Genomic DNA, 24,258 nt, shown 5'->3' on the forward strand with positions numbered 1-24,258 from the left:
CTAAATTAATTTTGTGATGGTTGCACTATACTTACCATCACTTGAATTAGATAGTAACTATAAATATAGGAATACATTTTGATAAATGAGATTGTTGGTTGGTTAAATGGGTTGCTGTGGGGCTATGCCTTAGTACCTTTATTACTTTTTGCCGGAATATGGTTTACCGTCCGCTTAAAAGCAATTCAGTTCCGCCACTTTAGTCATATGTTTTCGGTGATGAAAAATTCCCGTAAAGGTGATGGCCACGGAATTACGTCTTTTCAGGCGCTTTGTACATCACTAGCCGCCCGAGTTGGCACTGGTAACCTAATGGGGGTAGCTGTTGCTATTTCTATTGGCGGTCCTGGCGCTATGTTTTGGATGTGGGTGATTGCTATTATAGGTATGGCAACTGCTTTTGCTGAAAGCACCTTAGGTCAACTGTACAAAGAAGAAAACCGAGATGGTAATTATCGTGGTGGTCCCGCATTTTATATGCTTAAAGGGTTAAAAAGCCCAGTCTTAGCGCTTATTTTCTCAATTTGTTTATTTATTGGTTATGGTCTTATCTTTTCTGCGCCACAAGCAAACTCTATAGCAGAAGCATTTAATTTTTCTTATAGCATCGAACCGTGGATGACTGGCACATTCTTAACCATATTTGCCGGTATCATAGTATTAGGTGGAATGAAAAAAATCGCTCGTTTTTCTGAGTTGGTTGTGCCATTCATGGGGGTTGCATATCTTCTTGTAGCTCTTTGGGTTATCGGTGCCAACATTAGTGAAATTCCATCAATATTAGCAAACATCGTCAGTTCTGCATTAGGTCTTAGAGAAGCTGGTGGAGGTATGATAGGTGTAGCATTAATGCAAGGTATTAAACGCGGCTTATATTCTAATGAAGCAGGTATGGGTAGTGTGCCTCACGCAGCTGCAGCGGCAACACCATATCCCCCACATCCAGCATCGCAAGGCTACGTTCAAATGCTTGGTGTATTTTTTGATACTATCGTGTTGTGTACCTGTACTGCAATGATCATCTTATTGAGTGGAATTGAGCTTGGTCAAACGTTTGGTATTCAATTAACCCAACAGGCACTTGTTAATGAAGTCGGAACTTGGGGCAGTGATTTTATCGCCTTGGCAATATTCTTCTTTGGCTTTACATCGATGGTGGCAAATTATGCCTATGCTGAAAACGCACTGCCTTTTATAAAGATGAACAATAAAATAGGCCGTTTAGTGTTTTTAGCGGCATTTCTAGGAATGATTTTTTATGGTTCGATTGCTACGCTGGGCGAGGTAATTGGCATGGCTGATTTAGCGATGGCATTAATGACGGTGGTGAACGTTGTTGCCCTTATTTTGTTAACCAAAACTTTGGTTACTCTTGCTAAAGATTATAACAGCCATATTGATAAAGGTGATATTCCACGATTTATTGCAACTGATAAGCAAGAACAAGAGATGAACTTAACTCCAGGTATTTGGAGTGAAGAAAACACTCAAATTAAGTAACACCTAAATATTTTACTTTGTTTATAAGCCTCGCTATGCGGGGCTTATTGCAATTGGTTTAATGATTATAAAGATGATAATGGTGTGTTTTTTTGCTATGCTTGCGCCATTATTACCCTATACCAATTGGTATACCCTACCTAATTAAACAGGACACTTCATGAGCTTTGATACTATTGGCTTACCAGATGATTTATTAAATGCGGTAAAAGCATGCGGCTACAAAAGCATGACGCCAATTCAACAGCGAGCAATTCCTGCAGTTCGTGCCGGACAAGATGTCTTAGCGAGTGCACAAACTGGCACAGGTAAAACTGCGGCATTCGCGTTGCCAATTATTGAACAGCTTTTGAAGCACAAAGCATCAACAGTGCCTGTAGTTCGAGCATTAATTTTAACGCCAACGCGCGAGTTGGCTAAGCAAGTTGCCGAGAATATTCGCGAGTACACTCAATTTACTGATTTAAAAACTGCAGTAGTATTTGGCGGTGTCGACTCAGCTGGGCAGATCAAAAACTTAAAAGCTGGCGCTGATATATTGGTGGCTACGCCAGGTCGTTTGCAAGAGCTCCTAGATGCACGCAATGTTAGTCTTACGCAAGTGAAGTTCGCCGTGTTAGACGAAGCTGACCGTATGCTGGATATGGGCTTTGTAAAAGATATTGAATCAATCTTACAGACCATTAAGCATCAACACCAAACGTTGCTATTTTCAGCAACATTTTCAAATAAAGTAAAACTACTTACCAAGCAGTTTTTAACGAACCCTAGAGTATTAGAAACGGCAAAGCAAAATGCTACCGCCGCAAAAATTCGTCATTACGTTTACCCTGTTGTAGAAGAACGTAAGAGTGAAATGTTGGCCGAGCTAATAGGCGTAAATAACTGGCAGCAGGTTATGGTTTTTGCGGGCACAAAAGAAAGTGCCAATCAAATTGCTAAAGAGCTTAAACTTGACGGCATAAAAGCGGCTCTTTGTCATGGCGATAGATCGCAAGGCTCTCGTAACAAAGCTTTGGAAGACTTTGCCGAAGGTAAAGTTAGAGTACTTGTAGCAACTGATGTTGCCGCACGTGGCATTGATATTGAAGATTTACAGTATGTAGTTAACTATCACTTACCATTTTTACCAGAAGATTATATACACCGCATTGGCCGTACGGGTAGAGCAGGTAAGTCGGGCACTGCAATTTCATTTGTTTCACCAAAAGATAATAAGTTTTTAGGTAATATTGAAGAAGTTCTTGGTCATAAAATTGAGCAGGTTAAACTTCCAGGTTATGATTTTGACCCTTTAGACTATGCGTCTAAAGCAGAGAAAAAAGCGGCAGCAAGTAATACCGGTAGTAAAAACCGCTATCAGGCGCAGCAAGATAAGAATCGAAGTGTCGCTAAAAAGCGTACCGATATAGGTAGACCTAAGGCTAAGGTGAAGCGTAAGAGCCGTTACTCATCAAAGTAAGGGCTATTTAATTCTAGTTTCTCAGGAACTTCTGTTTTAGAGGTATTACCTGAGAAACTAACGTTTAGAAAGAAAAAATGGATAATAATAATTCTAATAAAGCTGTTCCACATTCTAAAAGAATAGCTAATACCGACACTGATCAGTATTATCAAAGTGAGCAAAGCTTGCAACAACACGTTGATCATAGCCTTGCTCACCAAGAAATTGAAACCCCATTTCATTTTCGACACTGCTGTTGGTTTTGCCAAGAGCCAAGTCAGTTACGCCTGTTATTTCCAAGCACACAGCAGCGCTTAATCGATTGTCCGCACCAACCAATTTCTGTACCTATATGTAGAGAATGTAAATCTTTGGCTAATACGTCTCAGGCAGTTGATATATACCGATGTAGAGAGCAAATTAAAAAAGCCTTAGCCAAGCGCTATCAAAAACATTTGGCTATAGGTAAAAATTGGACCAAGCAAGAACTTGAAAATGCTGGCTTTGAGGGGGGCAATTTTGAAGGCTTTGCCAAAAGTGGCTGGGCCATGTTTGAAATTGCAAGAGACAGGGTTAACTTTTCAGGTTGGCCTGTGTGGTGTAATGGCGAGCAAATAGAAGATACAACACTAGGCAAACAATTCGTCTTTGATGGTGTTACATATTCTGATCTTAATCAGGCTGTAGATTTTTATGTGAAGACCTTTAATTTGCATAAAGACTTCTTACTTGAATGTATTAACATTGTCGGTGTTGAGCGTTTTGGTTATGCCATCCGATATGCTCGCCTGTATATAGGCTATACAGCAGAAGCCCGTCGAGAAATACTAAAAGACCTTTCTGCACAAGAAAGGTCTAATTAAAGATCTACACTTTTCCAAAATTTAATTATTTCCGATTATAATTATTGGATCATATGGTCCGGTTGCACAGGCTGCAATATTAACTGAATAGTAGAAACTAGGCGGCGAAACCGCAGCGCCTTTTTTATCCACTTTACAGCGAATTTTATTGCCATTCGGCGATGCTAATTTACAACTTGGATCGAATGGTGTGCCACTGTCAAATTCGATGGTAAAATTTTGTTTTGGGCTGCCTTCAGCAAACGTCCACTCAATATGCTTGTCTTTTTTAGTACACACACAATCTTTTTTCCCTTGGCATGGGCTGGTTACACCTGGAAATTCCGTTGCACAGCTGGATTTATTGCTCGGAGTCAAACTGTCGACACAATTATCTGCTTTTAGCTTGATTTCAATGGTATTGGCGTTAGCGAAACTTGAAATAAACATAAAGCTTGCTAATGCACAGGTGATTAATGTGGAGACGTTTATTCTTGTTAGTGTTGATTTACTCATTGTTATTTCCTTTTGAGAAATACCATGATTACAACTAGGAACTTGGTATTAATTTTAGTGTTGATTAATTATTAAACAACTTGCTAAGTTGTTCTTTATAGACTAAAAATTGCGGATCTGCCAATAACAGCTCTTTTGGATAACCAAGACTTATACTTTTTTCTATCATATTTTCAGCTTCTTGAAACTGATCACAATTTAAAAACATTAGCGATAAGCTATAAAAAACAACAGGGTCGGTAGGGGATTTATTGAGCACCGTCTGCATGTAAGAGTCAGCAACTGAACATTGTTCTAACTCTGAGTAATAGCGTGCTATTTGAGATTGTAATGACTCATCGTTGGGGTTAATTACTTCTTTGTTCAATGCTAATTCTAACGCTTTTTCGTAAGCTGCTTTTGCTTTATTACTTTGAGTAGCTGAATATTTATATGAATCAGCTAAGTTTGCCCATATTGTATTGTCGTTTGGCGTTAGTTTTGTCCCTTGCAGATAAATTTCAACCGCGTCATCAAATTGCTGTAAGTAAAATAAACTGGTGGCTAAGTTTGAGTAGATCAGAGCAGATGGCTCTATAGCTAATGCTTTCGACCAGGCAATTCTGGCGTTTTCCCAATCCATCAATAAATAATATGCACCACCTAAGGCATTATAAGAGTTAGATACATTGTCATTTAGTAAATTAACCTTGTTAAACTGTGAAATAGCGCGCTCATACTGCCCTGTATAATGAAGAAAAACACCAAATTGGTAATAGTTTTTCCAGTAAGCAGGTTCAAACTCAATCGCTTTCAAATAAAGCTCTTCAGCCTGCTTTTTATCTTCAGTGTTAAAATAAACTTCAGCCAAAGTGGTGATAACTTCTGAGGATTTGTTATCAATCGCTAGGGCTTGCTCTAAGTACTTAATGGCTGCTTGTTGTTTGCCTCGGATCATATTCAATTTACCCAAAGATAAATATGACTCGACACTTTCTGATTTGTAACTGGCTGTCAGGTCACAAACCTCTACACCTTTTATATAATGAACTGGATCTTTTCCTAAAGCGTAAAGATCTAAATATGTTAAACAAAGTGCCGCCGAAGCTTTAATGAATTCTGGGTCTAACTTTAATGCTAAGTTGAAAAGACCTTCTGCAGCAATTAAAGAGTTAATGCTCTTAGTTTTTCTATTTTCGTTTTTACCCTGCAAGTAGGCATCGTAAGCTTCAAAGTTGTTCGTTGGCATAGAGTTTTGGTTATTACTCAATTGCTTCTCATCACCAGGAATTAACAGATGTAGAGCGCTAACAACTTTTCTTGAAAGCTCTGAATACAGGTTTAATATTTGTGATAACTCGCCTTTTGTCTCAATACTCCAAACCTGGAAACCACTGACTGAATCTATCAGGGTAGCATTAACCAATATAATATCTTGTTTTTGCATAGCTTTACCCTCAAGAATATACCTTACTCCTAAACGGGTCTTAATATCCTCTATACTGGCATCTTGTTTTAAACTGTTAGTTGCTCGCATCGAGGCAACTTTAAAGCTTGGTTTTTGTGCTAAATAGTTTATTACCTCTTCTTGCAACCCTGTTACTGCATAATCAGGTATTTGATTAGCATCTACAGTAAAGTTTTGCTTACTAAAACTCAGTACTGCTACTGCATTATCCACAACAGGTTGAATTGGTATTGTATTTGCAATTTTTGCTTGGTTCTCTGATTCAACCTCTATATAAGTAATTAAATGATTAGATAAGAAATAAATAACGAGTAAAACAATGCTAACAAAAAATGAATCAACGAAAAGTTGCTGATAGAAAAACTTGGTTTTGTTGGCTTTATTTACTAAATGTTGACGTTTATATTTTAATTCTTTTAACCATTGGTAACTGATCACTACAGGAAAACCAATAATCAGCACTAATGTAGCGAATTTTACTCCCCAGTCAGGCACGTTAAAAATTGGTAATACAAGGGCAAATACCTGCAATAACACCCATGAAATGACAACATAAGCAGCACTGGCTTTAAATAATCGACTGCTTTTAAAAATTGAAAGGGATAAGCTCCATCGAGTATTTGTAGCTGGGTGGTTTTCATCGTTATTAAAGTTAAATATCCCCGAGCTTGGCTTCGCTAACGTAGGAATCATCATTCGATAACCTTTTCTTGGAATGGTCTGAATAAACCTAGGGCATTCTTTATGATCGTCTAACGCGTGTCTAATTTCGCTGATAATATGGGTAATATTGGTTTTTGATGCACTTGTATCACCCCAGCCAAATTCTAATATTTGCTCTCTTGAAACGGTTTCACATTTATTTGCGGCTAAAAATAGCAATATTTCCATTGCTTTTGGGGCTAAGTGATAGCGCTCGGAGTCTCGTATTATTAAACCAAGATCAGGTTCAACAATAACATCACCTAAGCTAAAACCATCATGCAATTCTTTAGGCACCATAAATTGATCGACAATTGTAGAACTTTTTGTCGAGGGTTTGGTTTTGTTGTTTTTATCGTTGTTGGGCACGGTTTAATATAGTGCAGGCATTCCTTACTTCTCGAATAAGCCTCTAATCCTAAACTGAATTTATATGAATATATATTATGGTTGTAGAAGTAAAAATTTGCTAATTACAAAGATAAGTTAATACATTTATCAGCGAAATAATGCTAAGGTAAATTGTTAATGTAATGTTTTATTCTACCGCTATACAGCAGTATTTATGTTGTTCTTCTTAGTAAACATTTAAAAAGGATATTTGTGGGTCACTTCTTTGAAATTATCGCTATTTTAGTTGCTGCAGTGTTTACTGTATGGCTGTTTCGTCGATTAAATTTACCTGCTATTTTAGCGTATTTAGTTGCAGGAACTATTGTTGGTGAACACGGTTTATCATTAGCAGGGCACAGTTTGGATTATGAACATTTCGCTGAACTTGGGATAGTCTTTTTATTGTTCACCTTAGGTTTAGAGTTTTCACTACCTAAATTAATGGCGATGCGCCATCTGGTAATGGGGGTTGGCTCTAAACAAGTAGGCATTAGCTTACTGATATTTTTAATTATCGGTTTGTTCTTAGGTTTTGACATTGAAACTGCGTTAGTTGTTGGTGGCGTTTTAGCCCTTTCCTCAACAGCAATTGTTATTCGGCAATTAAATGAAAGTGGTTCAATAAAGCGAAAATCGGGACAAATTTCAGTTGCCGTTTTGTTATTTCAAGATATTGCGGTAGTTCCACTTCTCATTATTATTCCATTTTTGTCAGACAGTGGTGATAGCTCAATGCTACTGGCATTACTGTTTGCTTTACTAAAAGGTGTATTTGTTGTTGGTTTATTACTCTCAGCGGGTAAGTGGATTTTACCGACAATTTTTAACCAAGTCGCGTTAGTTCGAACCGATGAATTATTTGTATTAACAACCTTATTTGTCACTCTTTTTGCCGCAGGATTAACGCAATTTTTTGGTTTGTCGATGGCGCTAGGTGCATTCTTAGCAGGCATGATGTTGGGCGAGTCACAATATAAATATCAACTTGAAGCTGATATTAGGCCGTTTAGAGACATACTTCTGGGTTTATTCTTTGTAACTGTCGGAATGAAATTGGATCCTGTTTTGTTATTTACTCAACCAGGAAAAATTGTCGTTTTAGTGGTCAGCTTTATGTTGATCAAAACTCTAATTGTCAGATACCTTGCCGTTAAAGCTGGCGAGTCAAAAAAAGATGCTTGGGCTTCAGCCTTTATGCTTGCGCAAATGGGCGAATTTGGTTTTGTACTTATATCGTTAGCTGCTACGGTTGGCGTATTATCACCAAAGCTTACCTCAATGCTGTTAGGGGTTGGCATAATCTCTATGGCAATTACCCCATACATGATAAAAAATGCCCGTAAATGGTCTGTGGCTATAGCGTATGACGGCAAGCAAGATGATATTGATGAACAACTTAATGTCAGCAGTAAAAAGATGGCTAATCATGTCGTTATTTGTGGTTTTGGACGAGTAGGGCAAACGGTTAGCCGCTTTTTAAAACAAGAGAAAATTGATTTTGTTGCCATCGATATTGATCCTATTAGGGTAAATGAGGCGCGCGAAGCTGGTGAGAATGTGCTGTTTGGATCAGCAAGACAAACTGAAATTCTAGCAGCAGCAAATTTAAGCCAGGCAAAATTAGTGGTTATTTCATATGGCGCGGCAGAGCAATCTTTAGACGTAGTGCAAAAGGTTCGTTCAATTTCTAAAAATGTACAAATCCTGGTAAGAACACGTAATGATGATGCGTTGGTAACGTTGAAAGAAGCTGGCGCTAATGAAGTTGTTCCAGAGTCACTAGAGGGCAGCTTAATGCTAGTTTCACAGGTATTGAACTTGTCTGGTGTGCCATTTTCACGAATTGTTCGCCGAGTGCAAGCAGAACGAAAAAATCATTATCACCGACTGCATGGTTTCTACCCTGGTGTAGATACCAACATGAGCGCAGAAGCGATTGAACGTTTAGAGTTTGTTCACCCAACATTATTACCGGATGACGCTTGGGCAAATGGCAAAAAAGTTATTGAGCTTGATTTAGAACCCAGACGAGTTGAGATTTTAGCGGTACGCCGTGGTCATGATGAGTTTACTGATATTGACAATGATTTTGTGCTTCAAGCGCAAGATACCGTCATTTTACAAGGTAAACCCCGCAGAGTAGAGCGAGTAGAAAGATACTTACAAGAAGGGCCTTAATAGAGAGGGTGCCGGGTTAAAAAACTATTAGTTAGATGTTTAAAAACTCTCTGATTTGAGCTTCTTGCTCCATCGCATCATTAAAACCAACTTGAATAAGGCGCTTACAGTAGTTTTGTTCAAACATGATATATGAGGTAAGTGAAGAATCTGAGTCTTTACCGCTACCCATAAGGCGCAATATAAACCTAAGAGCCCATTTTAACTCATCATAATGCTCATGGGCCAATACATGAAAGTTCTGGCTAGGGTTAATTAAAAAACTATCAACTTGTTTTAAACTTGATTGAAAGCCGCGCTTCGCTTCAGGTATTAAGTTAACTGTTTTATTTATTCTATTCATCCGCTCTAGGTCACTGTTTAACGCTTCTGAAAACACAGTATCCATTAAATGGCCGGCGATTTCGGCATTACTCGGTGGTTGATGAAAGTCGACCGCATGATGAATATTTTCTTGTGGCTGCTCTACGCCAATAATAAATATTTTTTCAGCGCCTAAATGTATAGGAGTACTCAAAGGTGATAGTTGGCTGACAGAGCCGTCACCAAAATGTTCTTTTTTAATCTTTATCGATGGAAATATTAACGGGATAGATGACGATGCCAATAAATGATCAGTATGTAAGGTGGTTTGCACACCTCTACGCTTAGAACGTTGCCATGGAGTAATAGATTTGTCAGCTTGATAAAAACTAATCGAATCGCCGCTAGTGTAACTTGACGCAGTAATTGCAATTGATGATAAATAGCCATTATTTATATTGCCATCAATTCGTTTAAAATCGACTACTTGATTTAATAATGCCCGTAACGGTTCATTGTTAAGTAAACTTACCGCCTTTTTCGGCGCATAACCTGCTCGATAAGAGCTCATTAGTCCATATAGAATATGACCAAATACCTTTCTAGCTTTTGAGTGATAAATGCTGCTGGTATGCAAATTATTCCAAACATATTCCAAACGGCGTATACCTAAGTGATAACAGGATGCATAACACGCTATGGTAGTCGCGTTAATAGCACCTGCAGACGTACCTGAAATAATTGGAAAGGGGATGCCGTGATTGCGCGGCATGAATTTTGAAATGGCTTTTAAAACACCAACTTGATATGCAGCACTTGCGCCGCCACCGGTAAGTAATAGAGCTGTTTTACATCCTTTGTAACTTTTTTTCGGGCTCATTAATAATACAACCAGCTAACTCTTTAATTTAATAATGATTTAAATAATTATCTTTGTAAAGTGATTAAGCGGGAAATACTGAGGTGCAATAGCAAAAGGGGTCAGTGACATTTAACTTTGCTAGTTAAATATCACTGACCCCTTTGGGAGTTTTGTAAATTTACGCTTGGCTGTTTAAGTACTCTTCATACGTGCCGGCAAAATCAACGTATCCATCATTTGTTAATTCGATAATACGAGTAGCCAATGATGAAACAAACTCACGGTCATGAGAAACGAATACTAACGTACCTTCGTACTTTTCAAGCGCCATGTTCAACGCTTCAATAGATTCCATATCCATGTGGTTGGTTGGTTCATCCATAACTAAAATGTTTGGCTTTTGCATCATCATTTTACCAAACAACATGCGACCTTGTTCACCACCAGAAAGCACTTTAACTGATTTGTATATATCATCAGCAGAAAACAATAAGCGACCTAAGTAACCACGAATTACCTGCTCATCATCGCCTTCACTGCGCCATTGACTCATCCAATCGAATAACGTCATGTCGTTTTCAAAATCTGCGGCATGGTCTTGCGCGTAATAAGCTATTTGCGCATTTTCAGACCATTTAGCTGAGCCAGTTTCTGGCATGTATTCAACTTCGCCCATTAAAGTACGTAAAAACGTGGTTTTACCAATACCGTTTTCACCGATAATAGCAATTTTTTCACCTACTACAGCCATTAGATTAATGTCTTTTAGTACGTGATTGTCGCTAAAGCTCTTGTTTAAGTTTTCAATAACTAATGAGTTACGGAATAATTTCTTTTCTTGGTCAAAGCGAATAAATGGCGTTACACGACTAGATACTTTAACTTCATCTAGTTTAATTTTATCTAGTTGTTTAGCACGCGATGTGGCTTGCTTTGCTTTTGATGCGTTTGCTGAGAAGCGACGTACAAAGTCCTGTAATTCAGAAATTTGTGCTTTCTTCTTTTCATTGCCGGCCATTAACGTAGCGCGGGCTTGAGTTGCAGCAAGCATGTATTGGTCATAGTTACCTGGGTAAACACGTAGTTCACCAAAATCTAAATCAGCCATATGGGTACATACACTGTTTAAGAAATGTCTATCATGCGAGATGATGATCATGGTTGATTCACGTTCGTTCAGGATGTCTTCCAACCATTGGATTGTGTGGATGTCCAAGTTGTTGGTAGGCTCATCTAAAAGCAAAATATCTGGATCAGAGAAAAGTGCTTGTGCTAAAAGTACACGAAGTTTCCAACCCGGAGCTACATCGCTCATTGGGCCAAAGTGTTGGCTTACCGGGATGCCTAGGCCTAGTAATAATTCACCAGCACGACTTTCTGCGGTGTAGCCGTCCATTTCAGCAAATTCAACTTCTAAGTCGGCAACTTTCATGCCTTCTTCTTCACTCATTTCAGCTAAAGAATAAATACGATCACGCTCTTCTTTTACGGCCCATAATTCAGTGTGGCCCATGATAACTGTGTCGACTACAGAATATTCTTCATAAGCAAATTGGTCTTGACGTAATTTACCAACACGCTCGTTAACGTCTATTGAAACAGTACCGCTAGATTGTTCTAGATCTCCACCTAGAATTTTCATAAAGGTTGATTTACCACAACCATTAGCACCAATTAAACCAAAGCGGTTACCACCACCAAATTTAACTGAAATGTTTTCAAATAAAGGTTTTGCACCAAATTGCATGGTGATGTTAGCTGTCGAGATCAAGGCATATTTCCTATGGTGTAAATTTTGTGCGCATTATACGCGAGAACACACGAAAGCGGTAATTTATTTTGTTGGTGGTTTGTTAACTTTTACGCGTAATAACATAAGACTATTCAGGGATTACTCCGATGTATCAAAAAGGGGCTATTACCAAGTAATAACCCCTTTTATTGTATAATTATTTGCCGTGTTTGATCAGCGTGTTGCCTTCTTTTTTGGCTTTTTAAACTGATCGTTACTAAAGCGAGTTAGCCCTTTTTGCGCCGGCTTTTTACCGTAAGAGTTACCTTGTTTACGTCTTTGGCCGGGCGAGGTTTTATTACCAGAAGCGTTGTTTTTACCTTTTTGATAACCCATATTTTTTTCACTACGAGTTTCATTCGGGACTAAACAATCTGGACCGCTGCCAATTAACTTACGCGCTAAACCCATTTTAGTTAATGCTTCTCGAATAATTGGCCAGTTTGCCGGGTCGTGATAACGCAATATTGCTTTGTGTAATCGACGTTGGATAGTTCCTTTTGGTACGGGTACAGAAGTACCTTCTTTTCTGATTTTATTCTGAGAATCCACTTCGGTATGATAAATGGTTGTTGCATTTGCCAAAGGTGATGGATAAAAGTTTTGAACTTGATCCAGCTTAAAATTGTTTTCTTTAAGCCATAAGGCCAAGTTCACCATATCTTTATCGGTGGTACCTGGGTGGGCGGATATAAAATATGGAATTAAAAACTGTTTTTTACCTGCTACTTTTGAGTAGTGATCAAACATCTCTTTAAATTTGTGATACGAGCCCATACCCGGTTTCATCATTTTTGCTAATGGACCGTCTTCTGTATGCTCTGGTGCTATTTTTAAATAGCCGCCAACATGATGACTAGCCAATTCTTTTACGTATTCTGGATCACGAATCGCTAAGTCATAACGAACACCAGAGGCGATAAGGATCTTTTTAATGCCTTTAACTTTACGAGCTTTGCGATAAAGTTCGATAGTAGGGGTATGATCAGTATCCATATGGCCGCAAATGTCTGGCCATACACATGAAGGACGTCTACATGTTGCTTCGGCCTTCGGGCTTTTACAGCGTAGCTGATACATGTTGGCAGTAGGACCACCCAAATCAGAAATAACTCCAGTGAAACCTGGAACTTTATCTCTAATGTCTTCAATTTCATTGATAATTGACTGTTGCGAGCGAGATTGAATGATACGGCCTTCATGTTCGGTAATTGAACAGAAGGAGCAACCACCAAAACAACCACGCATAATGTTTATCGATGTTTTGATCATGTCATAGGCTGGAATTTTAGCATCACCATAGCTTGGATGCGGAACTCGTGCATAAGGCAATGCAAATACACCATCCATTTCTTCTTCTGATAGTGGCAGAGCAGGTGGATTTAACCAAACTATTCTATCACCATGACTTTGTACCAAGGCACGCGCACTGGCAGGGTTTACTTCTTGGTGAAATATACGAGACGCGTGTGCGTAAAGCATTTTGTTTACACTTACTTGCTCATAGCTTGGTAATTTAACGTAGGTTTTTTCCCAAGGTTTATATTTTTTATTCCAAGTTTTGTTTTGGTAATCGCTAATTTGAATTGGCACAGCGTCTTTAGTGATATCAACTTTACTGTCATTGCTGTTATTTTTTGCATTGACAACAGTAACGCCTGACTCTGTTACTTCGTCGGCTTTGTCACAGTTACTTGGCGTCATATCTTGATATGGGCTGGCAATAGGATCTATTTTTCCAGGTCGGTCAATGCTGCGAGAGTCTACACCACGCCAACCCGGTAATGCTGTTTTACTTAAAAACGCAGTACCACGTACATCGGTAATGTTTTGTACATCTTCTCCGCGCGCAATACGATGTGCTACTTCAACTAATGGACGTTCGGCGTTGCCGTATATCAAGATGTCAGCTTTGGCATCAAACAATACACTGCGGCGAACTTTATCTGACCAGTAATCATAATGAGAAATTCGGCGTAAACTTGCTTCAATGCCGCCAATAATAACGGGCACGCCTTTAAAGGCTTCTTTACATCGTTGAGTATAAACGGTTACAGCTCTGTCAGGACGCTTACCACCTTCATTGTTAGGTGTATATGCATCATCATGACGCATACGACGCTCGGCGGTATAACGGTTGATCATCGAGTCCATGTTACCGGCAGTAACACCAAAAAATAAATTTGGTTTACCCAGACTCATAAAATCATCTTTTGAATGCCAATTTGGCTGGGAGATCATACCAACGCGAAAGCCTTGTGCTTCCAACATACGACCTATAATTGCCATACCAAAAGACGGGTGGTCAACATAGGCGTCACCAGTGACCAAAATTATGTCACAGCTGTCCCAACCTAATTCATCCATTTCTTTTCTAGACATAGGAAAGAATGGTGCAGCGCCGTAGCACTCCGCCCAGTATTTAGGGTATTCGAACAGTTCTGTTTTTGGTAATGGGATCATGAAATAGCGTGACCTTTAGTAGCGTTTACATTGGTTTTATTTTCAACCAGAAAATAAGTTGGCGGATTATAGCAGAATTAACGCGTGATGTGCGGTTAATAATTGTACAGGTGTTACAAAAGATTACATAAAATGTAACTTTTCGTCACCATTAACGATTGATCTGTAGACTAATTATTTGCTTTAATGGCAGCACTTAAAAATTTATATGTATTTTAAACTATGAAATATCCATTAATAGTAGCCTCTGTAAGTGTGTTTTTAACAGCTTGTGCTGCAAATGATAACGCACCACAAAACAGCAATAATGTTGCTAACAATGTAGATCTGACTGCCCCAGTAAAAGGTGAAGCGGTTAAATCTCCTGACTCAAACCATATTATTACTCTTGAAAAAGTAATGTCAGATCCTGATTGGATTGCACGCTCGCCATCGTCTTGGTACTGGGGCGATGATAACCAAACGGTTTTTTACAAACAAAAACGTTTAGGTAATCCTGTTAAAGATTTATTTAAGAAATCAATCAATGCAGAAGGCAATGGCGATAAAGTCGCTTATAGCAATATGCATGTTGTTGCCGATGATGGTGCAGTTCTTAGCGTTGATGGTAAGCACGAGCTATATACCTTTAAAGGCAATGTATTCTTAAAAGACCTTGCCAACCAAACTGTTAGCCAACTGACGTACACTTCAGCCGTTGAAAGCCAGGCTATGTTTTTAAGCGATGGCCGTATCAGTTACCGTGTTGGTAATGTATTTTATGCGCACGATGTTAAAAACAACCAGGTTCGTGAGCTTGCGAATTTGCAAATGACTAACACTCCTGGCGGTAAAAAAGCTGAGCAAACTTATATTGCCAAAGAACAAGAAAAACTCATCAGCTATGTAGCGTTACAAAAACGCAACGCTGGTTTAAAAGCAGATGAAAAAAATAAGCTGCGCAGTGAAAATGACACTATTGCTACATCAGTATTTTATTTTGGCGAAGGTAAAAAAGTAGTTCAGGCGAAATTATCACCAAATGCACAAATGATGGTTGTAAGTGTTGCTAAATCTGAGTCGTGGAGTAATGCAGGCGATATCATGCCTAATTACATCACTAGCGAAGCAACCATTGACCCACAAAAAGTTCGTCGTCGTGTATCAGATAATCGTCAATATAAAGAAGACGTGTATTTACTAGATTTAGTTAACGATGCACAATACTTATTAGGTTATGAGTCTTTACCTGGATATGATGAAGATGTATTAGCTTCGGTTAAAGCTGAAAACTTTAAACGTGAAGGCAAAGAATATAAATCTGAAAAATCACCACGTAACATTCATTTAATGTACAACAGCATCCAATGGCACAAAGATTCAAATCAAGTAGCCATTATGATGGAAGCTTGGGATAACAAAGATCGTTGGCTTGCGACTATTGACTTTGACAATAAGAAGTTTGTTAACCAACATCGCTTACACGATGATGCGTGGATCAACTGGGATTTTAACGACTACGGTTGGTTCGATGAAAGTGAAACGCTTTACTATTTATCAGAAGAGTCAGGTTACGGTCATTTGTACGTAAAACCAGTAGATGGCAAAGCGAAAGCACTTACCTCTGGTAATTATGAAGTTCGTCAATTAACCAAAACTGCTGATGAAGACAGCTTTTATTTTCAAGCAAATAAATCTCATCCTGGTATTTATGAAATTTATAACGTAACAGTTGATAATGCGACTGTTACTGCGGTTACTGATTTAGGTGGTAACAACAGTTTTTCATTATCTCCTGATGAAACTAAATTATTAATTGAACACTCAACAACTACGATGCCTCCAGAGCTTTATGTACAAGACATAAAAGCTGATGCAGAAGCAATACGTATAACACATACGGTAACGGATGAATTCTTGGCAATGCCTTGGACAGCACCTACTGTTGTAGAAGTACCATCATCAAATACTGAACAAGGTATTTTCTCTCGAGTTTACCAACCAGCACCGACCGAAGGCGCAAGTGCTGCGGTTCAAGGTAAAGCTGTAATGTTTGTGCATGGCGCCGGTTATTTACAAAACTCACACTTAGGCTGGTCTGGGTATTTCCGTGAATTTATGTTCCATTCAATGCTTGTGCAAAAAGGCTACACTGTAATCGATATGGATTACCGTGCATCGAAAGGTTACGGTCGTGATTGGCGTACTGCTATTTATCGTCACATGGGTAAGCCAGAAGTTGAAGACATGCTTGATGGTGTTAATTGGTTAGTTGAAAATGCCAATGTTGATAAAGAACGTGTGGGTGTTTATGGCGGCTCTTATGGTGGCTTCTTAACGCTAATGAGCATGTTTACAGAGCCAGAAGTGTTCCAAGCAGGTTCGGCACTACGTTTAGTATCTGATTGGACTTCATATAACCACGGTTATACATCGAACATTTTGAATACGCCAGAAGATGATAAAATTGCTTATGAGCGCAGCTCACCAATTTATTTTGCTGAAGGGTTACAAAAGCCATTATTAATTAATGCGCCTATGGTTGATGACAACGTGTTCTTCCAAGATTCTGTGCGTTTAGTACAACGTTTAATTGAGCTTGAAAAGCAAGACTTTGAAACGGCAATCTACCCGGTAGAGCCACACGGTTTTGTGCAACCAAGCAGTTGGTTAGATGAATATCGTAGAATATTTAAGTTGTTTGAAAACAATTTATAAACAGTAAGTATTAATTAAAGGCGCCAATATGGCGCCTTTTTTTTTGCTCAAGGAAGAGCTATATGCAGAAATGCCATGGATGGCGTACTTTCTGTTTACTTCAGGGACAATTATTTAAGCGTCCATGCAATAATTGCATATACAGCATCCATGCTGAAAATGCATGGAATGCAAATCGCCATGGGCCGTTCCTACGCATCCATGCGTTCACGGCATATACAACTTCCATGTTGAAAACGGCAATAGATTTGTAACTTCAAGGAAGAGTTATATGCAGAAATGCCATGGACCACTTTCAAGTGCCCATGTTTAAAGCGACTTTAAGTTTGCAACCTAATGATTTTATATCCCTTACCAACCCAACGTTACACTCCCGTTACGAAACTGAGGTATGTAACAGAATGTTATCGCTTAAGATGGTAATAATTTTGTTGAATTGTACATTATTTAATTCAATCTACATGTCGTTTAAGCTAAGGGCTACAGTCAATGAGTAATAACAAACTATTTTATATGCCACTAATTGCAGTGTTGCTATTGTTTTCATTCGCATTCCCATTCTTTACTTCATCGTTGCATGAAATTACCAGTGACGTAATTAAAAACAGTCTTACAGCGCAACTTGAGTCATTAGAAGCCAATAATTATGATGAGTTACTAAACAATGAGCCACAAATGTTGCAAAACTATGTGTTAAGTCAATCGTTTAATAAAAATGATCAACGATTAACCATTATTGACATCAATGGTGTGGTAAAAGCAGACTCTAGCCATAAAACCGTAGAACAAATGCATAGTCATGCTCATGAACCAGAATTTTTACAAGCGATAAAGCATGGACAAGGTTCAGCAATGCATTTTAGTGAAGCGCTACAAATTGAAATGCTCTATGTTGCCAAAAAAGCAGTATTAGCCAATGGCACATACGTTATCAGGCTAGCAACACCGCTTGCGAGTATCAAAACGGTTGAACAACGAGTTCTCTTGTTACTTGGTATACTAATTCTGGCAACAATAATACTCGTAGCAATAGTTAGTTTTAATTTAAATAAGCGAACGCGTATTCATCTGATGGAACGCCAAAAAAGTTACGAAAAAATATTGTTGGGTAAAAACCGTGAATTTGAATTACTAAACCAATTAGCAAATTATTTAGCTGCCTGTAAATCATTTGACGAAGCTGAAAAAATCATTACTAATTTGGTACCAAAAATTATCGGTGAGGTGAGCGGTTCATTATCCATTATTAAAGACTCGAGAAACCTCGTTGAGCCTAAAATTCATTGGTTAAAAGATAGTAATACACAAGTACCATTCGCCCCGTCAGAATGCTGGTCGTTACGTAAAGGACATTATCATTTAACCACAGAGAGTGACATTACCATACGTTGTGAACATACCGCCGAAGAACAAGAACAAATGCTCTGTATTCCTTTATCTGCTCATGGTAATACCATTGGAGTAGTTCATTTTGATATTCAGGGAAAATTATCAGACGATAAAATGATATTAGTAAAGTCGGTGGTTGAACATTTAGGCTTAGCAATGGCGAATTTGAAGTTGCAATATCAGTTGCGTTCGCAAGCATTAAAGGACCCGTTAACAGGCTTGTTCAATCGTCGCTTCCTTGATGAGCACCTTGAACTTGAGATAAGTCGGGCCAACCGTCATGGCAAGTCATTATCATTACTTATGGTAGATTTTGATCACTTTAAACGGTTTAACGATAATTTTGGCCATGACGCAGGCGACTATGTCTTGAAAGAAATTGCCACTTTGCTCGATAAAAATACCCGTAAAGAAAATAGCGTTTGCCGCGTAGGTGGTGAAGAAATTGCTATTTTATTGCCTGAAACAAGTAAAGAAGATGCGGCATTACTTGCTGATAAATTGTGCTCGTTAGTTCGAAAACTGCACCTTAAACATCGTGGCCAGTCATTAGGGAAGTTATCTATCTCTATAGGTGTTAGCAGCTTTCCTGATGATGCTGACACTGCTTTTGATTTATACAAGCATGCGGATTCTTGTTTATACAAAGCAAAAGCCGATGGCCGTGATCGATACTCAGTTGATGTTCAGGAATATAGTGATAATAAAAACAAGTGCGAGAGCAATCCTGTTGAATTGAGTAGCATTGCGAATGGTAATTAATTTACTATTCAGATTCTGCAATTAGCCTGATCTGAATAGTAACAACAGTTCTACACATTTTGCTGACAATCTCTTATAATGGCCGTCACTTTTAAATGTATATTTTTTACTGGGTTCTAGAGAGATGTTAGAAACAACCTTAGCTGTCGATTTTGATTATACTTTTCCGGCCAAACCAGCGCCATTAACTGATGCTGATAAAGCTGATTATAAAGCGAAAATTAAACAGCTATTAATCGACAAAAATGCGGTACTTGTTGCCCATTATTATACCGACCCAGAAATTCAAGCATTGGCTGAAGAAACTGGTGGCTGTGTTGCTGACTCTCTAGAAATGGCTCGTTTTGGTAAGGAACACCCTGCGACAACATTAATTGTTGCTGGAGTTAAGTTTATGGGCGAAACGGCTAAAGTGTTAACACCACATAAAACTGTGCTAATGCCAACCTTAGAAGCAACATGCTCGTTAGATTTAGGTTGCCCAATAGAAGAGTTCAATAAGTATTGTGACCAACACCCTGAACGCACGGTGGTTGTTTATGCCAATACTTCTACAGCAGTTAAAGCCAGAGCCGATTGGATAGTAACATCAAGTTGTGCACTGGAAATCGTAGAGCATTTAGATGATCAAGGTAAGAAAATACTTTGGGGGCCAGATAAGCACTTAGGCGCCTATATCAAAAAACAAACTGATGCAGACATGATCATGTGGGATGGTGCTTGTATTGTGCATGATGAATTTAAAACTAAAGCATTAAGTGACATGAAAGCGTTACATCCAGATGCCGCTGTATTAGTTCATCCTGAGTCACCTTTAGACGTAGTAGCCCTTGCTGACTCGGTTGGCTCAACCAGCCAACTTATAAAAGCAGCGCAAGAAATGCCAAACAAAAAGTTTATTGTTGCCACCGACCGCGGTATTTTCTACAAGATGCAACAGCTTTGTCCAGACAAAGAATTTTTTGAAGCTCCTACTGCTGGCGAAGGCGCCACCTGCAGAAGCTGTGCCCATTGTCCTTGGATGGCCATGAACGGCTTGAAAGCAATTCATGACTCATTAATAGATGGCGAAGGTCGAGAAATTTTTGTTGATAATGACCTACGTGAAGGTGCATTAAAGTCACTTGGCCGTATGCTAGATTTCTCTGCAAGTTTAAAACTTGCTCAAGCTAACAATACTTAAAAATCATATTGCGGATAAAAAGTACAAATAGTAAAACAAACAACTATTTGTACTTGCGTATGTGCTGATAATTCCATAACATACGCGCTCATCGAGATAAGCCATTATCTCGTCATTCCTGCGAAGGCCGGAATCCATAATCAGATTTTTAGTAACAGGACTTTTTCTGTTACTTCCCAAAATTAGGTGACGTGTCCGAGTGGCTGCCAAGGTGAATTAACACGCCAAGGTGTGCTTTCAGACAAGAAGCCAATAGAAAATATAGGTGACGTGTCCGAGTGGCTGCCAAGGTGAATTAACACGCCAAGGCGTGCTTTCAGACAAGAAGCCAATAGAAAAATATAGGTAACGTGTCCGAGTGGCTGCCAAGGTGAATTAACACGCCAAGGCGTGCTTTCAGACAAGAAGCCAATAGAAAAATATAGGTAACGTGTCCGAGTGGCTGCCAAGGTGAATTAACACGCCAAGGCGTGCTTTCAGGCAAGTAACCAATAGAAAAACATAGGTGACGTGTCCGAGTGGCTGAAGGAGCACGCCTGGAAAGTGTGTAAAGGGCAACCTTTCGAGAGTTCGAATCTCTCCGTCACCGCCATTTTTCACATCCATGTGATGTCGGCATATATGATATCCATGTCATAAAGCGTCATTTTATCTCTGGCACTTCCAAAAAAGAATGCATCGGTTAATTTAGATTTAAGCGATGATTTCCAAACCAGCAATACTTTACTTTTAATAAGTAACTACACCTTAATCAGATTTCACTTCGAAGTTGGCATAAATTAATTGTTTATTTAATCTCTTCGAAACTACCTTCTCGTGATTTATTTCGCTCCCTTGTTACACTGGCGAAACGTTAAGTGTAAAAAAGTGTTATCTCAATGTGATAAATTCTACGCAATTGTACAAAATAAACTCAATTGCACTTTTATGAAACCAATAACTTCACACTATCACAGCTGTATAGCTCTATGCTTTTTTCTTTGTAGCCTAGTTCAGGAGCTGTCTGCGAAAGAAAATTTTAATGAAGAGCCTATGATTGGTAGTACTTTAAATCAACGCTCTATTGTAGGTAGCCATAAAGCTATTGATATAATTGCAAATGAAGATTTATTGGCCACAGGTAAAATGTCTTTGCCTGAAGCTCTTAATGAATTGGTACCTGCATTCAATTACAACTACAGTACCCTTGGTCTAGAGCAAGATTTAATCCGTCCGTCGACTCTTCGAGGCATGGGCACCGATCAAATGCTCCTTCTTGTAAACGGTAAGCCTTTTCATACACAAAGTGTGATTACGACTTCGCCGACCAGTTTCAACCCAGGCTTTTCTGGTTATGATTTAACTGCTATACCACTACAGTCAATTGATTATGTTGAAGTGATCAGGGATGGAGCCTCTGCCCAGTTTGGTTCTGGTGCTATCGCAGGCGTAATTAATGTAGTGCTTAAATCTTATGAGCCATCTAATGCTTACGCTGTTGCTGCAGTAACGGATAAAGGTGATGGTGAAGCAAGTTTAATTAGTGCCAACTTACTCTTAGTAAATTCGAATACTCACGAAATCCAACTATTTCTAGAATTACAAAATAACAATGGCTTTAATCGAAGCGCCAAGATTGGTACTGAAGATGGATTGAGCTCTTTAAAACAACTCAACCAAACAGGACAAGTTCCTTTTGATATGAGTAAATTGTGGTTTAACCATAACAGTAGGTTCGACAATGGCAGTAACTTTTATAGCTTTGGCGGATACTCTGAAACCAATGGTTCTGCATTCGCGGTGTACCACAGTGAAAATAATGAAAAAAACTGGCAAGAATTATATCCAAATGGCTTTCAACCTAAACTTGATTTAAAAGTATCTGACTCACATTTAACCTTGGGCTATCTATTTAACTGGTCTGAATACGAGACAGATTTAAGTTTGAGTTTGTCAAGTAATAAGACCGACCGTAATGCCAGCAATACATTAAATAATTCTTATGGTCCAACTAGCCCTACGTCCGGTGATATCGGCAATTTAGAGCTTAAGAAATTAACCTTAAGTGGCAACATCCAAGGAAGTTTACCTTCAACAGTCTCAACTTATAGCACAAACTTCAACTTAGGCATGACCTTAACAAGAGAGTGGTTTGGCCAAACTTCAGGGACTGAAGTGAGCTATGAACTAAAGTCTTATTGTCGAGAAGATTATAAAAATGACGGAGAGGAGCCTGACGTTGGATTTGGTCTATGTTCTATGTTAACACCTGGCTTCGTTTCCTTTCCGGGCTTTTCCGAAGATAATTCAGTTAGCAAAAAAACCGAAAGTGGTGAACTTTTTGTATTATTTAATCAACCTATTTCAGAACAGCTGGAAATTGATTTAGGATTTCGATATACAAATTATTTTAATTTTGATCATGCCTGGGTTTATGACTTATCCACTCTTTATCGAATTGATCAAAACATTTCACTCAGGGGAGCTGTTAGCACAGGGTTTCGCATGCCAAGTATGCAACAACGCTATTTCAGCGAAACCAACAGCTACACGAGTGATGGTTTTACTCTATCTCAGCATGAAATGATCAGTTCTGACTCTGAACTGCATACTGCGTTAGGATTAGATTTAAAGGCTGAAAAGTCTGAGCAAGTGTCAATGGGGGTTATTTACACTGGGGAATTATGGTCGAGTACGTTCGATTTTTTTTATAACCAAGTGAAAGATCGCATCACTCTGTCTAATCCCATTACCTACAATTACTATTTGTCTGAGCCCTTCGATGATACACGAAATTCGGTAAGGGTATTTACCAACTCTGTATACAGCAAGACCTATGGCATTGATTGGATTAACTATTGGTTGTTCAATACTGACAATTACGGACAAGTTAAAATCGATTTATCTTACCACTACCATAAAAATAAAGTAATGGACATTAGCTCAGCGAATACTGCAATACCTGATGAATTATTATTTTCAGACTTAAACACTATTGATTTAGAAAGCAGCCAACCACAACAAAATGCAGTTGTGAGTATTGGAATGATATTTGCGGAAAGTCAGTTGACTTTAAGGAGCAACTATATAGGCAGTTACGACGTTATCTACCCGAATAGTGAAACATACCACTGGGGAGAGAAAATATTAACCTCAGCCAGTTATTCTATAGAAGTAACTGACGATATTGTGCTTTCAATGGGAATAAACAATTTGTTTAATTCGAGTAAAGACAAGTTAAGCAATGATGCTATTTATAATCAACAGTATGGTTTTCAATATGGATTGCAATCAGCTACATCACATGCTGGACGTAATTACTTTCTAACATTCGATTACTCTTTATAGGAACCATTATGAGAATTTTAAAATTTATGATGGTTGTAATTATAGCGGTGATTACAACTCCAATATACGCCTCGGAATTAGCTGTTATTACTAATAAGAATAACCCTAATCAGTACTCAGCAGACATGATTAAGAAAATATTTTTGGGAAAAATCTTAAAAGGACCTGATGGAGAGTACATTATTCCGATTAACGTGACTAAAAAAGAACGCACATTATTCAATAAAAAAATATTGAATTTAACTAACAATCAGCTGAAGTCCTACTGGGCGAAAGTATATTTTACCCGAGGTATTATCATGCCACAAAATATTAATAGTTTTGAGATAGCTAAGAACTTAGTTGCCAAAAACCCAAATATTATTTCCTATTTGCCATATGAGATGGTTGATGACTCTGTAAAAGTTGTATTAACAGTCAAAATCAACTAAACGAAATTAACTATTTATATAATGACT

At 38.5% G+C, this 24,258-nt stretch carries 14 protein-coding genes and 1 tRNA gene; 10 read left to right on the forward strand and 5 right to left on the reverse strand.

The window, feature by feature from the left end:
- Positions 1–78: 78 nt before the first annotated feature.
- The 3 genes from RI845_RS06565 to RI845_RS06575 all read left to right on the forward strand — a co-directional run bounded on the left by RI845_RS06565 (position 79) and on the right by RI845_RS06575 (position 3,807).
- A complete protein-coding gene (locus RI845_RS06565) occupies positions 79–1,500 on the forward strand; it encodes an alanine/glycine:cation symporter family protein (protein ID WP_348388940.1) in 1,422 nt (473 codons plus the stop codon).
- Positions 1,501–1,660: 160 nt separating this feature from the next.
- Positions 1,661–2,962, forward strand: coding sequence for a DEAD/DEAH box helicase (locus RI845_RS06570; RefSeq protein ID WP_348388941.1), 1,302 nt, complete (start codon positions 1,661–1,663; stop codon positions 2,960–2,962).
- Positions 2,963–3,039: 77 nt separating this feature from the next.
- A complete protein-coding gene (locus RI845_RS06575; RefSeq protein ID WP_348388942.1) occupies positions 3,040–3,807 on the forward strand; it encodes a hypothetical protein in 768 nt (255 codons plus the stop codon).
- Positions 3,808–3,828: 21 nt separating this feature from the next.
- Here RI845_RS06575 and RI845_RS06580 read toward each other — a convergent pair whose 3' ends face one another.
- Positions 3,829–4,302: a hypothetical protein gene (locus RI845_RS06580; protein ID WP_348388943.1), complete on the reverse strand. Its 474-nt coding sequence runs from the start codon at positions 4,300–4,302 to the stop codon at positions 3,829–3,831.
- A 64-nt stretch (positions 4,303–4,366) separates the two neighbouring features.
- Positions 4,367–6,820 (reverse strand): winged helix-turn-helix domain-containing protein, encoded by a 2,454-nt coding sequence (locus RI845_RS06585; RefSeq protein ID WP_348388944.1) that lies wholly within the window; start codon positions 6,818–6,820, stop codon positions 4,367–4,369.
- 234 nt (positions 6,821–7,054) lie between these two features.
- Between RI845_RS06585 and RI845_RS06590 the strand changes: the two genes are divergently transcribed.
- Positions 7,055–9,022, forward strand: coding sequence for a cation:proton antiporter domain-containing protein (locus RI845_RS06590; RefSeq protein ID WP_348388945.1), 1,968 nt, complete (start codon positions 7,055–7,057; stop codon positions 9,020–9,022).
- Positions 9,023–9,053: 31 nt separating this feature from the next.
- Here the strand turns inward: RI845_RS06590 and RI845_RS06595 are convergent, their stop codons facing one another.
- The 3 genes from RI845_RS06595 to RI845_RS06605 all read right to left on the reverse strand — a co-directional run bounded on the left by RI845_RS06595 (position 9,054) and on the right by RI845_RS06605 (position 14,442).
- Positions 9,054–10,205: a patatin-like phospholipase family protein gene (locus RI845_RS06595; RefSeq protein WP_348388946.1), complete on the reverse strand. Its 1,152-nt coding sequence runs from the start codon at positions 10,203–10,205 to the stop codon at positions 9,054–9,056.
- A 160-nt stretch (positions 10,206–10,365) separates the two neighbouring features.
- Positions 10,366–11,958, reverse strand: coding sequence for an ABC-F family ATPase (locus RI845_RS06600; RefSeq protein ID WP_348388947.1), 1,593 nt, complete (start codon positions 11,956–11,958; stop codon positions 10,366–10,368).
- Between the two features lie 195 nt (positions 11,959–12,153).
- Positions 12,154–14,442 (reverse strand): YgiQ family radical SAM protein, encoded by a 2,289-nt coding sequence (locus tag RI845_RS06605; protein WP_348388948.1) that lies wholly within the window; start codon positions 14,440–14,442, stop codon positions 12,154–12,156.
- Positions 14,443–14,664: 222 nt separating this feature from the next.
- Between RI845_RS06605 and RI845_RS06610 the strand changes: the two genes are divergently transcribed.
- From RI845_RS06610 to RI845_RS06635, 6 genes are all read left to right on the forward strand, one after another.
- Positions 14,665–17,139 carry a S9 family peptidase gene (locus RI845_RS06610; protein WP_348388949.1) on the forward strand — a complete coding sequence of 825 codons (2,475 nt, stop codon included), beginning with the start codon at positions 14,665–14,667 and terminating at the stop codon, positions 17,137–17,139.
- Positions 17,140–17,628: 489 nt separating this feature from the next.
- A complete protein-coding gene (locus RI845_RS06615) occupies positions 17,629–19,290 on the forward strand; it encodes a GGDEF domain-containing protein (protein ID WP_348388950.1) in 1,662 nt (553 codons plus the stop codon).
- Between the two features lie 124 nt (positions 19,291–19,414).
- A complete protein-coding gene (gene nadA, locus RI845_RS06620) occupies positions 19,415–20,473 on the forward strand; it encodes a quinolinate synthase NadA (RefSeq protein WP_348388951.1) in 1,059 nt (352 codons plus the stop codon).
- A gap of 504 nt (positions 20,474–20,977) precedes the next feature.
- Positions 20,978–21,065, forward strand: a tRNA-Ser gene (locus RI845_RS06625).
- Positions 21,066–21,505: 440 nt separating this feature from the next.
- The gene (locus tag RI845_RS06630) at positions 21,506–23,800 is read left to right on the forward strand and encodes a TonB-dependent receptor plug domain-containing protein (RefSeq protein WP_348388952.1); all 2,295 of its coding nucleotides are present in this window, start codon (positions 21,506–21,508) and stop codon (positions 23,798–23,800) included.
- Positions 23,801–23,808: 8 nt separating this feature from the next.
- Complete coding sequence (locus tag RI845_RS06635; protein WP_348388953.1) at positions 23,809–24,231, forward strand: type 2 periplasmic-binding domain-containing protein; 423 nt, start codon at positions 23,809–23,811, stop codon at positions 24,229–24,231.
- The last annotated feature ends 27 nt before the right edge of the window (positions 24,232–24,258 follow it).

It is taken from the genome of Thalassotalea nanhaiensis (genome assembly GCF_031583575.1).
Classification (GTDB): Bacteria; Pseudomonadota; Gammaproteobacteria; order Enterobacterales; family Alteromonadaceae; genus Thalassotalea_A; species Thalassotalea_A nanhaiensis.

Bases quoted from the DNA above. Each gene is read 5' to 3' on its own strand.
- RI845_RS06570 (WP_348388941.1), top strand. From the start codon at position 1,661: ATGAGCTTTGATACTATTGGCTTACCAGATGATTTATTAAATGCGGTA.
- RI845_RS06575 (WP_348388942.1), top strand. From the start codon at position 3,040: ATGGATAATAATAATTCTAATAAAGCTGTTCCACATTCTAAAAGAATA.
- RI845_RS06580 (WP_348388943.1), bottom strand. From the start codon at position 4,302: ATGAGTAAATCAACACTAACAAGAATAAACGTCTCCACATTAATCACC.
- RI845_RS06595 (WP_348388946.1), bottom strand. From the start codon at position 10,205: ATGAGCCCGAAAAAAAGTTACAAAGGATGTAAAACAGCTCTATTACTT.
- RI845_RS06605 (WP_348388948.1), bottom strand. From the start codon at position 14,442: ATGATCCCATTACCAAAAACAGAACTGTTCGAATACCCTAAATACTGG.
- RI845_RS06610 (WP_348388949.1), top strand. From the start codon at position 14,665: ATGAAATATCCATTAATAGTAGCCTCTGTAAGTGTGTTTTTAACAGCT.
- RI845_RS06615 (WP_348388950.1), top strand. From the start codon at position 17,629: ATGAGTAATAACAAACTATTTTATATGCCACTAATTGCAGTGTTGCTA.
- nadA (WP_348388951.1), top strand. From the start codon at position 19,415: ATGTTAGAAACAACCTTAGCTGTCGATTTTGATTATACTTTTCCGGCC.
- RI845_RS06630 (WP_348388952.1), top strand. From the start codon at position 21,506: ATGATTGGTAGTACTTTAAATCAACGCTCTATTGTAGGTAGCCATAAA.
- RI845_RS06635 (WP_348388953.1), top strand. From the start codon at position 23,809: ATGAGAATTTTAAAATTTATGATGGTTGTAATTATAGCGGTGATTACA.